Genomic DNA, 13337 nt, shown 5'->3' on the forward strand with positions numbered 1-13337 from the left:
ACTTAGCCCTCCTTCCTGTCACGCAGGAAATAGATCGTATCGAGCTCGGTCTTGTGCGCGACAGCCGCAATTTGCTCGGCGGTGACCGACTGCACTTGCTCAAGCAGTTCCTGCGCGGACCGCTCTCGTTTGGAAAGAATCGCGTTGAAATCAAAGCCGATCATTTCATTCGCGGAGTCTTGAAGCTCGCGCAGATGGTTGGCGATCATCGCTTTCGTCTGGCTCATTTCAAGATCGCTGTAGCTGCCGCTGCGCATACTTTCGAGCTGCTCTTTAATAATCTTGACCGCTTTATCGTAATTGGCAATTTCGATGCCCGATTGAATCGTACAGAGACCTTTATGGCCATCTAGGCGGGAGGAAGCGTAGTAAGCGAGGCTTGCTTTTTCCCGTACGTTCAGGAACAGCTTGGAATGCGGATAGCCTCCCAAGATACCGTTGTACAGCAGCGCTGCCGGGTAATCGTCATCGCCGTACGCCGTGTTGATGCGCAGGCCGAGATTGAGCTTCCCTTGATTGACATCCATCTTATCGACGACCGTCCGCACCTGCTGGACCGGTTTGCTGATCTCAGGCAGCGTATAGTCGGCTGGCGTTCCTTCATTATGATGAAACGCTTCCGAGACGAGCGCTTTCACTTCCTCCAACGTCGTATCGCCGACTACGTATAAATCGAACGCCGCTTTCGACAGCCAATCGCGGTAAGCCGCCGTGAGGGAAGCAGGAGTAATGCTTTCGATGCCATCGAGTTTTCCAAGCGGGTGAAGCCGGTATGGCTCATTTTCACACATGACCTCTAAACAACGCTCAGCCGCATAACGGATTTTATCATTAATAATCGCTTCCAACCGTTTGCGAAGCGTTTCCTTCTCCGCTTCCACGTATTTGCCGCGAAGATTTCCGTTCTCTAAGGTCGGGTCGGTCAATACCTCGCCCAGCAGCTTCAATGAAGCAGCCAGAAGGGGCTGTTCGGACGATACAAAACGATCATTAATCACGTCCATCCGGAACTGGACGATTTGCGCGTCACCGCGTTTATAGACGTCGAAGCCGAAACCTGCGCCGTATAGTTCATCAAGACGTTCGCGAAACGCGATCGTCTCCGGCGTAGAGGCTGTCCCTCGTCTCAGCACAAAAGGAATTAAAGCGACCGGCGTCACCGTCTCTTCCTTTAAAGGAATGCCGGCATATAACGAAATGGAGAAGGTTTTGAAGCGTTTAGTCGGCAGTACATGAAGCCGGATTCGATTCAGCTGCCCGCGTTGAAATGGTGTATTGCTCACGATTGACGTCCCCTTCCGCTCAAGTTATAAAGTCAATCTATTCCATTTTCCTAGGATCTATTCCATTCTACCCGATTGGAAATGGAAGAAGCAACCTGCGGTGGAATAGCAGGCTGCTTCTGTCAATGCTACATGCAGAAAATATGTTTTCCAATCGTTTTAACCTGCGGCCGTGACCAAATCCACTTGGATGTTGCCGTCACAGGGTTGAAATAGTAAATGCAGCCGCCGGTTGGATCCATCCCGTTTATGGCATCCTGCACCGCTTTTTTCGCATTCGCGTTCGGTGTCAGCCAAATCTGTCCGTCAGCTACGGCCGTAAACGCGCCGGGCTGAAAAATAACGCCGGAAACGGTATTCGGAAAGCTAGGCGATTTCACTCGATTGAGAATAACCGCCGCTACGGCTACTTGCCCGATATAAGGCTCCCCGCGCGATTCGCCGTACACGGCATTGGCCATCAGTTTCAAATCGTTCGCGGACAAGCCTAGATTGTTCGACTTGTTCACATCTGACGTTGATGGACTGCTGCTTGAGCCGCCACCGCCTCCGCCGCCGCTCGACTCGGCTGTAGGTTTCCAATTTTTCGTTGCATTCCAAAGCTTCAGCTTTGTTTTCGCTCCGACCACGCCATCGGCTTTCATGCCGAACTTCCATTGGAACCACGTGACGGCATTTTTCGTTTTCGTGCCGAAGACGCCGTCAATCGGTCCGTCGAAGAACCCGAGCGCTTTGAGTCTTCCTTGCAGCTCGCGAACGTCCTTGCCTGAAGAACCGACTTTGAGAATGGCGTTGCTGAACGTCTCGGTAGACTTATTGAACGTAGCGTGCTTCAAGGTAAATGCGCCGAACAACAGTAGGACGATGACGATGGTCACCGTAATTAAACGATTTCTCATCTTGGGATCTGCCTTTCTCTTGCAAATGGATTTCGCAAAGCAAGCGAAGCGTATCCCTAGTATGAGAAATCGAGGTAACGATTATGCATGATTTTGCCTTAAGAGCTAATCTTTCCTGAATCGTATTGATCCAGTGTAAGCAGGACTTCACGCGGCTTGCTGCCTTCATACGGACCAACGATGCTGCGTGCCTCCATCTGGTCAATCAGCCTGGCGGCCCGGGTATAACCGATGCGCATGCGCCGCTGAAGCAAGGAAACCGAAGCTTGCTTCGCTTCCAGCACGATGCGAACCGCTTGATCGTACAGCTCATCCAGCACTTCCTCGTTCTCCGACACGGTGTCGTCGATTTCCGGCACCAAGTCTTCCTTATACTCCGCTTCCCCTTGACCGCGGGCATAAGCGACGACCGACTCCACCTCCTGATCGGAGAGAAACGCTTGCTGCACGCGGATCGGCTTGGACATGCCCACCGGAAGGAACAACATATCACCGCGACCGAGGAGCTTCTCAGCGCCGACCACGTCAAGTATGGTTCGCGAATCCACCTGCGACGAAACGGCGAATGCAATCCGTGACGGGATGTTGGCTTTAATGACCCCGGTAATGACATCGACGGATGGGCGCTGCGTGGCAATGATCAGATGGATGCCCGAAGCACGCGCCATCTGAGCCAGTCTGCAGATCGAATCCTCGACGTCATTAGCCGCAACCATCATCAAATCCGCGAGCTCGTCCACGATGACGACGATGTAAGGCAATACCGCAGCGGGGTTATCCGCCATGAGGGTGTTGTAGCCTTCGATATTCCGCGTGCCGGACTTGGAAAACAACTCATATCGCTTTTCCATTTCGACGACGATCTTCTTGAGCGCCAAGGAGGCGCGTCTTGGATCCGTCACAACCGGCGCCAGCAAATGCGGAATGCCGTTATACATATTCAGCTCGACCATCTTCGGGTCAATCATGAGCAGCTTCACTTCGTCCGGGCGCGCTTTGTACAGAATGCTCGTAATAATACCGTTGATGCAGACGGATTTACCAGAACCGGTGGCTCCGGCTACAAGCAAGTGAGGCATTTTCGCCAAGTTCCCAACGATCGGCTGACCGGAAATGTCGCGGCCGAAGGCGATGGACAACTTCGAGCTTGCATTTTGAAAAGATGGCGTTTCCATAACTTCGCGCATCGTGACAACCGAAACCTCCGTATTCGGTACTTCGATCCCGATCGCGGATTTGCCCGGAATCGGCGCTTCCATCCGGACATCCTTTGCGGCAAGCGCCAGCGCGATATCATCGGTGAGTCCTACGATCCGGCTTACCTTCACGCCGGTAGCCGGCTGTACCTCATATCTAGTAACGGCGGGTCCTCTTACGACGTCAAGCACTTTCGCCCGCACGCCGAAGCTCTCCAGCGTCGCTTCCAGCTTGCGGCGGGATTCCATCGAATCGGCCGCTTCGCCGTTCTTGCCGCTGCCGCTTGGCTTCTGAAGGAGCACTAGGGAAGGCAGCACATACGGCTTCTCCATTGGGGGCTTCACAATACTGCCCGAGCCTTCGAGAACATCCGGCTCATCCTGCACGATCGCGGGACTTGTCGGAATGGAAGACGGCGGCGCTTCTTCCTCAACCTCGAATTCAACCGGTTCCTCTTCGGAGAGATCGGGATCATTCGTAGGCTGGAAATTAGACAGCACCTCTTCATCTTTCTCGTTTTCTAAATCATCATCATAAGGCAGCTCCCATTTGGATTGACGGTCAGCCTGAGGCGCCGCAGGCCGTTCTTCTACCTGCTCCAGCACATTGGCTTGCCAGCCCAGCTCGTCCTCATCATCCTCGCCCTGCCAAACGTTCCGCCCTGCTTTGGATCTCGGTTCCGCATGTTGGCCATCGTCCATTTGCCACTCGGAATCAACAGTATCTTCTCCTCCTTGTTTCGGTACATCATTGAACCAAGAGAAGAGCGGAAACCTGCTCTTTCTCGCGCGAGGTTTATGTACAGGTTCATAATCGTCATCATCCTCGTCATCGAGATCGTCGAGCGTGACGGCCGCACCTCTGCCGCTGCTTGCTTTGACAGCGGAAGCCGCAAGCGTCTGGCGCTTCGTGAACAGCTTCATGCGAAGCAGCGACAAGAAGCGTACGCCCCGAATGCGTCCCGCTCGCAGCAGGTCTACATAGGACTTGCCCGTCATGAGCATGATCGAGATGGCAAACATAACAAGCATAATGAATTTCGCGCCAAAATAACCGAAAAGCCAATAGAGCAGCGTATACTGAATCGCCCCAGCATAGCCCCCGCTGGCGGATTGCATGGCTCCCGCTTGCGCTTCCTGCGATGAGGCAAGCAGCGCGCCTCGAATATCGCCGCCAAGCTCAGTCAAGATATAGGAAGCCGTCAGTCCGCCTGTCGGCTCCGTTTTCAGATCCATGACGGCAACGGAGCTCCACAAGGTGCAAGCGAGCACAGCCAACAGCACGCCGGTCTTGCGGGCGGACCAGCTTGTCGGCCACGCGCGTTTGATCATCACGGCAAGACCGACGTAGATCCCTACAATCGGCAGCACGAAATAAAATTTACCTAGCAGCAATCCGAACAATCTAGACAAGGAACGGCCCACAGTAGCTTCGCCGGAAAGCGCGATTACTGATACGGTTATTAGCAAAATGCCATACACTTCATATTTGAGGCTCGTCCCGATTGAGCTCCTGCGCTTCCTCTTTTTCTTCGCCAAATTGGTCACCTCTGGTAGCTATTATACCATAGGTGACAGGGGGGTGTGCTACATTTATCCAGCAAAGACAAGCTTTCTACGATGGAGGCAGGCCGAATGCGACCAGCGTCCCAGGAGAAAGCTCGGGTCTTAAATATGCATCCAGCGGCCCGTCGAGCAGTCGGACAATTCGCCCGATGCCCGGTGAGACAGCTTCAATCTGTAGCTGTACTTCCCCTACGGTTACAGAGACATACGGGCCTGGCTGGTTGTTCATGCCGTCATATACTAGCTCTAGCGGCATCGTCGAGTAGATGGTCATTGCGTAAGCACCCCTGCCTCGGCAGTCAGCCCCTGCTTGCGCTGATCGATGAGCAGATTCAACTCCCGGAGCGCTTGCCCGATCCCTCCAACCGCGTCGATCAAACCGTGCTTGACGGCATCCGTGCCGATGACGGTTGTACCGATATCCCGAGTCAGTTCGCCGGTCTTGAACATTAGCTCCTTGAATTTCTCCTCGGAAATGTTGGAGTGCGAAGTGACGAACCGGACGACCCGCTCCTGCATTTTATCCAAGTATTCGAACGTTTGCGGTACGCCGATGACGAGACCGTTCAGACGGATCGGGTGAATGGTCATCGTCGCCGATTCTGCGATGAATGACTTATTGCCGGCCACCGCGATCGGCACTCCGATGGAATGCCCTCCTCCAAGCACCAGCGTCACCGTCGGTTTCGTAAGCGATGAAATCATTTCCGCGATCGCAAGCCCCGCTTCCACATCGCCGCCAACCGTATTCAGCACGATCATGATGCCTTCGATTTTCGCATTTTGCTCCGCTGCTACAAGCTGCGGGATGAGATGCTCGTATTTGGTCGTCTTATTTTGCGGGGGCAGCACGAGATGGCCTTCCACCTGACCGATAATCGTCATGCAAAAGATGTTGGATTCCGATTGCGGCGTCGCGGTCTGGCCAAGCTGCTGAATCGTATCCACGACCGGATTCGTGCTGGGCTTGCGATCCGGTGCCGGCTGATCGGGCTGCTCCGATTTGTATACTTGCCCTTCGTCAAACATGCCATTTCCTCCTTGAGCTTCCTTCTAAACTGCTGCCAATGGTCGGCTCTGCATAGTATGGAATCCACCCATGGAATTATGCAAATGAGGGCAAAAAGAAACGGTCTTCGATAGCGAGCGAGATGCTCGCTATCGAAGACCGTTTTAGGCCGCAATAGCTATTTATACTTCCATGATGATCGGCAAAATCATTGGACGGCGGCGGGTTTGCTCGTACAAGAAACGACCGAGCGCATCCTTCACGTTTGTTTTGAGCGACGCCCATTCATTGACTTTATCGTTCATCAGTTTGTGCAAGGTCGAGGTTACGATGCGGTTCGCTTCTTCAAGCAGCCCTTCGGACTCGCGAACATACACGAAGCCGCGGGAGATAATGTCCGGACCGGACAAGATGGCGCCGTCTTGTTTGCTTAGCGTTACTACGACGACCAGAATGCCGTCCTGCGACAGAAGCTTACGGTCGCGAAGGACGATATTGCCGACGTCGCCTACGCCAAGGCCGTCGATCAATACGTTGCCTGCCGGCACTTTGCTGCCTTTGCGCGCAACGCCGTTCTGGAATTCAACCGTATCGCCGTTATCGATGACGAAAATATTCTCGCGTTCGATTCCGACCGATTCTCCGAGCAATGCATGCTGACGGAGCATCCGGTACTCCCCGTGGATCGGAATGAAATATTTCGGTCTAATGAGATTCAGCATCAGCTTTAATTCTTCTTGGCTGCCGTGACCGGATACGTGCACGCCGGAAACGGAACCCGGCCCGTAGATGACGTTCGCGCCTAGACGGAACAGCTCGTCTACCGTACGGCCGACATAACGCTCATTGCCCGGGATCGGCGTTGCCGCAATGATAACCGTATCGCCTGGCAAAATGTCAACCTTCCGGTGCGTCGAACGTGCCATCCGCGTCAATGCGGACATCGGCTCGCCCTGGCTGCCTGTCGATAATACGGCAACGCGGTCAGCGGCCATTTTGTTGATTTCCTCCGGCTCGATAATCGTGCCTTCCGGGATGTTCAAATAGCCAAGCTCCGATGCGACCGATACCACATTAACCATGCTGCGGCCGACTACGGCGATTTTACGTTTGGTTGCGATCGCCGCATTTACCACTTGCTGAATACGGTGTACGTTCGATGCGAATGTGGCTACAACGACGCGTTGAGTAGCTTTGCGGAAAATATCTTCAAGCTCGACGCCGATCATGCTCTCCGATGGCGTAAAGCCCGCGCGCTCCGCGTTCGTGCTGTCCGACAGCAATGCCAGTACGCCGCGCGCGCCGATTCCTGCCATACGCTGCAGGTCCGCGTATTGGTTGTTAACCGGCGTATGGTCAAATTTAAAGTCGCCCGTATGAACGACGAGTCCTTCAGGCGTATCCAAGCAAACGCCTACCGAATCCGGAATGCTGTGGTTCGTTCTGAAGAAGGATGCTTTCATGGAGCCAAGCTGAACTTCCGTATCCGCGTTGATCAGAATCCGTTTCGTCTCGCCAAGCAGCCCCGCTTCCTTCAGCTTCCCTTCGATCAAGCCAAGCGTCAGCTTCGTGCCGTAGATCGGCACATTGAGGTGCTTAAGCACATACGGCAATCCGCCGATATGATCCTCATGGCCGTGGGTAATCAAAATACCTCTAACTTTATCGCGATTCTCCGTCAAATACGTAATGTCCGGGATGACAATATCGATTCCGAGCATATCTTCTTCCGGGAATTTAAGACCTGCGTCAACAACAACAATATCGTTTCCATATTGAATGACATACATGTTCTTCCCGATTTCACCGACGCCGCCTAGCGCGAAAATAAGCAGCTTATCTTGGTTGTTCTTCTTAGACAAGTGTATCCGTCCCTCCTAATAGTTTCACGAAACAAACCAGACCTCGCGTGCCCGCCCCAAAGACGGCTACGAACGAAGCTGATTTGATCGAACTTATGTAATGTAATAGTTGTCCAAAATTGTATGGCTGAACGTTCCTCCCGCAGGAACGCGCTTCATACAACTAATAACTAGTGCTGTTGAACGCCGCTCTCGGCGTTGCCCTTTTTCAATAATTTGCCGCACACCGTCACTTGCATTCATTATACATGATTGAAAATACGAAACACAAGTAAAGGGCCGCGGATGCCCAGTCAAACAAAAAACCGATGCGTGCGCACCGGTTTGTGGCGACTTCTGAAAACGACCACGAGCAGTGAATGAATTAGTTCAATATACGGCGAAGCGCAGCCAGCTCTGTCTCCGTCGCATCAACGAGCGGCAGACGTACGCCGCCGACAGGAAGCCCTTTCAGCTTGAGCGCCGCTTTTACGAGCACCGGATTCGGCAGGTCAAACAGTCCTCTGAATAACGGCAGCGAAGCAGCATGCAGCTTATAGGCAGCCGCTACGTCGCCCTTCAAGTAAGAATCGATGATCTCGCGGATGTCCTTGCCTATAATATGGCTGGCAACACTTACAATTCCGTATGCCCCAACGGCAACCGCAGGCAGGGCGCTGCTGTCATCGCCGCTGTATACGCGGAAGTCAGCAGGTGCTTGCGAAGCGATCAGCGTGACTTGGTCTAAAGAAGCGCACTCCTTGGTCGCCACGATATTCGGAATTTGCGCAAGCCGGAGCGTTGTCTCCACGGACATGCTGACGATGGTGCGGCCAGGCACGTTATACACCATGATCGGCAGCTTCGTACCTTCGGCAATGACCTTAAAATGCTGATAAATCCCTTCTTGCGTCGGTTTGTTATAATAAGGCACGACCAATAATGCCCCGTCTACGCCGCATTCCTCGGCAACCTGAGTCAAATGAATCGAATGTGCCGTTTCGTTGCTTCCGGAGCCTGCGATAATTTTACAGCGGCCGGCAGCATGCTTTACCGCGAATTTGAACAATGCGATTTTTTCTTCATCGGTCAGCGTCGGAGATTCGCCGGTCGTCCCGGATACGACAATGCTGTCCGTTTGCTGCTCCTCGATCAAGTAGTCCATCAAGCGTCCTGTCGTTTCCCAGTCGATCGAACCGTCCGTATGGAACGGGGTAATCATTGCCGTGACTATTCTTCCGAAATCCATGTATGATTCCTCCTAAAAAAGTTCTGCGAAGCAAAACATGAGCGAGTAACGAAAATGGTCGTTTTGCTTCGCAAAGCTTGACTTCGTAAGCTGGTTTCATCGTGCCCTGCAAAACTTGATAACGTTCTGGTCTTACTCGTGTAAGGAGAACTTGGCATGCAGCGCTTGCAGCGCGCTTGCCATGTAGCCTTCATGGACAAGTACCCAGATCGTCGTATTGGAATCCGCCGACTGCAGAATCGGAATGCCCTTCTCCGTCAATGCTTCCACGATGCGTGCCATTATGCCGGGAACCCCGTTCATACCGCCGCCAATGACGGATATTTTGGCGCAACCGCTTACGGCACGGGGAGCATACCCGATCTCATGCAGGACGGACACCGCTTTGTCCGCATCATGGTCGAATACCGTATATACGGCGCCGCCCGGATTGACGTTAATGAAATCAACGCTGATCTGATGCCTTGCCATGGCTTGAAACACTTGCAGTTGAACATCCGTGTGACCGTCCTGCGCCTGGACCGTAATTTGCGTGACGCCGCTCACATGGGCGACGCCGGTGACATGACGGTCCCTCACAGCAGCGGATTTTGCAGCAGCATCGAACGTATCGGTAACGAGCGTGCCTTCCTCTTCGGAAAACGTCGATCGGACACGAAGAGGTATGCGGGCCTGCTGCGCAATTTCCACGGCACGCGGATGAATCACTTTCGCACCTTGCCTTGCCATGTTTCCGACCTCAGCATAGCTGATGACGGACAACCGGCGAGCATCTTTCACGATTCTGGGATCCGCGGTCAAAATGCCGTCTACATCTGTATAAATATCAACCCGCTCCGCTCGCAGGGCTGCGCCTAAAGCTGTCGCCGAAGTATCGCTGCCGCCGCGGCCGAGCGTCGTCATATCCCCTGATTCGGTAACCCCTTGAAAACCGGTTACGATTACGACTTGGCCATCCTTTAACGCCTTAAGAATAGCTTCCGTGCGTATTTCCAATATTCGGGCGCGCCCGAATTGGTTATCTGTAATAATCCCCGCGCCTCCGCCAGTTAAAGCGATCGCCGGAATATCCGAGGCACGCAGCAAACTGCATAGTAAAGCGGCGGAGATGACTTCACCGCACCCCTGCAGCATATCGCGTTCTTTGGCCGGCAATGAATCGCCATGATTGCGTATGAGCGTCAGCAGCGTGTCCGTTGCGTAGGGATCGCCATTGCGTCCCATTGCAGAGACGACAACGACAAGTCCATATTGCCGTTGCCGCTCCCGGATAATATGATTGATAACGAATTGCCTTGCTTCGTCCGTGGACAATGATGTACCGCCGAACTTCTGAACGAGGATGCGCATTGCCAAGCCTCCGTATCCGAACGGGAAAACCGTCCCTTAAACCGCAGGCGTTCTGACAATCTGCCGTAGTCCATGTTGTCTATTCGTTCTCGATTGCGATGTATTCTGCAATTTGCACGGCGTTCCATGCCGCGCCTTTGAGCAGATTATCGGAAACGATCCACAAATTCAAGCCGCGTGCATGGCCGAGATCGCGGCGCAGCCGTCCGACGAACACATCAGGTTGACCGGCCGCTTCCGTTGCTAGCGGGTACCGTTGACCTGCTGGATCGTCGACAAGTACGACTCCCGGAGACTCGGCAATGAGCTTCTTGACGTCTTCCAGTTCATAATCTTGTTTAAGCTCTACGTATACGGATTCCGAATGTCCATACACGACGGGAATACGAACACATGTCGCCGTCACGTCTATGGACTCGTCACCCATGATTTTCTTCGTTTCGCGAACCATCTTCATCTCTTCAAGCGTATAGCCGTTGTCTTGAAACTTATCGATTTGAGGGATCGCATTGAACGCGATTTGATGCTTCACTGGCAACGAGCCTACCGGCAAAATATCCGGTACGACTTCGTTGCCGGCCAACGCTTCGCGGGTTTGGCGGAGCATTTCGTCGATCGCGCGGCTGCCGGCTCCGGAAACCGCTTGATAGGTCGATACGATAATGCGGGCAATTCCATAACGGTCTTGCAGCGGTTTGAGCGCCGTTACCATCTGGATCGTAGAACAGTTCGGGTTGGCAATAATCCCCCTGTGCTCGCTCACTTTATCAATATTGACCTCCGGCACGATTAGCGGCGTATCTGGATCCATACGATACGCATTCGTATTATCGATACAGACCGCTCCGTGCTCGACAGCGTGGGGGGCAAGTGCTTTCGTCACGTCGCCGCCCGCACTGAACAAGGCGATTTCGATGCCTTTAAAGCTGTCCGGCGTTGCTTCTTCGACCGTCAGCTCTTTACCCTTGAACTTCAGTTTCGTACCCGCAGATCGAGCGGATGAAAGCAGCTTCAGCTCGGCGATCGGGAAGTTCCTTCTCTCGAGCAGACCGATAATTTGTTCTCCTACTGCGCCTGTCGCACCGACTACAGCGACGTTAAACAATTTCTGATTCGACACCGGTGTCGTCTCCTCTCGAACTTAGGTCAAGGATTTCTCCAGCAAGTTATGAATTCGAATAATTGCGTCTTCTTGAGTTCAGTTCAAGTACGTTCGACCAACAACGGCTGCAGCTGTTTGCCTTGCAATGCGGCTTCGCATGTTTCCGGCACCAGCTCCATTTTGGCGACAAGCGAGTTAGGCTTCTGGATCGGATTATCCTGCCCAAACGGAACGAAATAAACGTTCTTGCAAACTAAAAGCTTTGCGATATTAGCGGCGTTCAAGCCAAGACCGTCGTTCGTCGAGATCGCGAGCACAAGCGGGCGCTGGTTGCGCATCTGCGCTTTCGCTGCCATCAGAACGGGTCCGTCAGTCTGTGCATTGGCCAATTTACTTGTCGTATTGCCCGTGCAGGGCGCAATAACAAGGACGTCGAGCAGTTTGGAAGGCCCCAGGGGCTCCGCGTCGACGATTGTCGAAATGATTTCGTTTCCGGTAATCGACCTCAGCTGCCGCTGCCATTCTTCCGCGGTACCGAACCGCGTATCCGTAGTTATCAGCGTTTGCGACACGATCGGAACGACATTCGCGCCTTCGTCGACAAACCGCTTAATTACCGGCATGACTTCTGCAAACGTACAGTGAGACCCGGAGAGCGCATAGCCCACCGTTTTGCCTTGCCATTTCATTGCCCATTCCCCCGTTGCCTGGAATCTTCCTCAATCAATCGGCTTAAACAATCCGCAATGATGCGTCCAGCGGTTTTGGGTGCCACGATTCCTGGTAGGCCGGGGGCGAGCAATGCTTTAATGCCGCGCTTCTCGGCAAAGCGGAAATCCGTTCCGCCAGGCTTCGAAGCGAGGTCGATAATGACCGCTCGCGATGGCAAATTGGCTATAATTTGCGCTGTGACTATCATAGTCGGAATTGTATTAAAAAGCAAGTCAATATTACCCACATAATGTAACAGTTGCTTGAGATAGAAAGGCTCGAAGCCCATCTCATAAGCTCTTGCAAAATGCTCCTCGCGGCGCACGCCAACCTTCACTTTCGCCCCGAGTCCTTGCAGCGTCCGCGCCAACGTAAACCCGGTTCTGCCAATGCCGAGTACCATACAGGATGAACCGTGGATGGTGATGTCCGTGTTTTGAATCGCCATCATGACGGCTCCCTCGGCCGTCGGAATCGAGTTATAAATCGCGACATCATCGCGGTCGAACAACTCAACGAGGCGGATACCGTGCTTCATGCACAAATTCCTCAAATAAGACTTCGCCATTCCCGTATATACCGTGCAATGCTTCGGTATCCGTGCGACATACTCGTCAGTCAGACTCAACTCGCGGTCACTGAAAACGGCGACGATCTTCCCGTCATCGTCGGTACCTACCGCCGGAAGCACCAGCGCATCGATATTCGCGAACAATTCTTCGCTAAGCTCTGCGCGTACCGCCCCATCCAGCGAGGAATGAAGCTGGTCGAAGCCCGCTACCGTTACCGATGCATCGAGCTCGGTCAGCTTCCGGATGACCTCCAGCCCTCGAGCGTCACCGCCAAGAAGCAAGACCTGAACCCCTGTCAGCATAAGGGTATCACTCCTTTCTTACTGCAACCGAGGCGCGAGTTCTGCCGCTGATCGTTGCAGCATCGCTGCAATCAATGCGCGGTATCTATCACGGCTCACGCCTAGAATGGCAGTACCTTTGCAACTGCCTTGGCGCCTTGTTTTCAAGGCAGCCCAAAGGACAGCATGCGCACTTGGTTATAGACCATCGTATGCATTCGCCCAGAGCGGGGTGAATGATGATGTGTGAAAACGGTCGTTGCGCAGGGCGAATGGAG

The 13337-nt window shown here is 53.4% G+C and carries 11 protein-coding genes; all 11 read right to left on the minus strand.

The window, feature by feature from the left end:
• Positions 1–2: 2 nt before the first annotated feature.
• The 11 genes from yfmF to dpsA all read right to left on the minus strand — a co-directional run bounded on the left by yfmF (position 3) and on the right by dpsA (position 13080).
• The gene (gene yfmF / locus DL346_RS12390; RefSeq protein ID WP_112882422.1) at positions 3–1283 is read right to left on the minus strand and encodes an EF-P 5-aminopentanol modification-associated protein YfmF; all 1281 of its coding nucleotides are present in this window, start codon (positions 1281–1283) and stop codon (positions 3–5) included.
• Between the two features lie 128 nt (positions 1284–1411).
• Positions 1412–2182 carry a spore cortex-lytic enzyme gene (gene sleB, locus DL346_RS12395; protein ID WP_112882423.1) on the minus strand — a complete coding sequence of 257 codons (771 nt, stop codon included), beginning with the start codon at positions 2180–2182 and terminating at the stop codon, positions 1412–1414.
• A 98-nt stretch (positions 2183–2280) separates the two neighbouring features.
• Positions 2281–4917, minus strand: coding sequence for an FtsK/SpoIIIE family DNA translocase (locus DL346_RS12400; RefSeq protein WP_112882424.1), 2637 nt, complete (start codon positions 4915–4917; stop codon positions 2281–2283).
• A gap of 76 nt (positions 4918–4993) precedes the next feature.
• Positions 4994–5218, minus strand: a complete 225-nt coding sequence (locus DL346_RS12405) for a YlzJ-like family protein (protein ID WP_112882425.1) — start codon at positions 5216–5218, stop codon at positions 4994–4996.
• The gene (locus DL346_RS12410; protein ID WP_112882426.1) at positions 5215–5973 is read right to left on the minus strand and encodes a ClpP family protease; all 759 of its coding nucleotides are present in this window, start codon (positions 5971–5973) and stop codon (positions 5215–5217) included. Before DL346_RS12410 ends, DL346_RS12405 begins: the two co-directional genes overlap by 4 nt.
• 162 nt (positions 5974–6135) lie before the next feature.
• Positions 6136–7815 (minus strand): ribonuclease J, encoded by a 1680-nt coding sequence (locus DL346_RS12415; RefSeq protein ID WP_112882427.1) that lies wholly within the window; start codon positions 7813–7815, stop codon positions 6136–6138.
• 364 nt (positions 7816–8179) lie between these two features.
• Positions 8180–9043: a 4-hydroxy-tetrahydrodipicolinate synthase gene (dapA, locus tag DL346_RS12420; protein WP_112882428.1), complete on the minus strand. Its 864-nt coding sequence runs from the start codon at positions 9041–9043 to the stop codon at positions 8180–8182.
• Positions 9044–9175: 132 nt separating this feature from the next.
• Positions 9176–10393, minus strand: coding sequence for an aspartate kinase (gene dapG / locus DL346_RS12425; RefSeq protein WP_112882429.1), 1218 nt, complete (start codon positions 10391–10393; stop codon positions 9176–9178).
• Positions 10394–10472: 79 nt separating this feature from the next.
• A complete protein-coding gene (locus DL346_RS12430; RefSeq protein WP_112882430.1) occupies positions 10473–11513 on the minus strand; it encodes an aspartate-semialdehyde dehydrogenase in 1041 nt (346 codons plus the stop codon).
• An 83-nt stretch (positions 11514–11596) separates the two neighbouring features.
• The gene (locus DL346_RS12435; RefSeq protein WP_112882431.1) at positions 11597–12184 is read right to left on the minus strand and encodes a dipicolinate synthase subunit B; all 588 of its coding nucleotides are present in this window, start codon (positions 12182–12184) and stop codon (positions 11597–11599) included.
• Positions 12181–13080 (minus strand): dipicolinate synthase subunit DpsA, encoded by a 900-nt coding sequence (gene dpsA, locus DL346_RS12440; protein WP_112882432.1) that lies wholly within the window; start codon positions 13078–13080, stop codon positions 12181–12183. Before dpsA ends, DL346_RS12435 begins: the two co-directional genes overlap by 4 nt.
• Positions 13081–13337: the final 257 nt, after the last annotated feature.

It is taken from the genome of Paenibacillus montanisoli, assembly GCF_003268025.1.
GTDB classification, from domain to species: Bacteria; Bacillota; Bacilli; order Paenibacillales; family Paenibacillaceae; genus Paenibacillus_Z; species Paenibacillus_Z montanisoli.

What these genes read in the sequence shown, in the direction of transcription:
- DL346_RS12435 (WP_112882431.1), bottom strand. Translation starts at nt 12,184, where the DNA reads ATGAAATGGCAAGGCAAAACGGTGGGCTATGCGCTCTCCGGGTCTCAC.
- sleB (WP_112882423.1), bottom strand. Translation starts at nt 2,182, where the DNA reads ATGAGAAATCGTTTAATTACGGTGACCATCGTCATCGTCCTACTGTTG.
- DL346_RS12405 (WP_112882425.1), bottom strand. Translation starts at nt 5,218, where the DNA reads ATGACCATCTACTCGACGATGCCGCTAGAGCTAGTATATGACGGCATG.
- dapA (WP_112882428.1), bottom strand. Translation starts at nt 9,043, where the DNA reads ATGGATTTCGGAAGAATAGTCACGGCAATGATTACCCCGTTCCATACG.
- dapG (WP_112882429.1), bottom strand. Translation starts at nt 10,393, where the DNA reads ATGCGCATCCTCGTTCAGAAGTTCGGCGGTACATCATTGTCCACGGAC.
- DL346_RS12410 (WP_112882426.1), bottom strand. Translation starts at nt 5,973, where the DNA reads ATGTTTGACGAAGGGCAAGTATACAAATCGGAGCAGCCCGATCAGCCG.
- dpsA (WP_112882432.1), bottom strand. Translation starts at nt 13,080, where the DNA reads ATGCTGACAGGGGTTCAGGTCTTGCTTCTTGGCGGTGACGCTCGAGGG.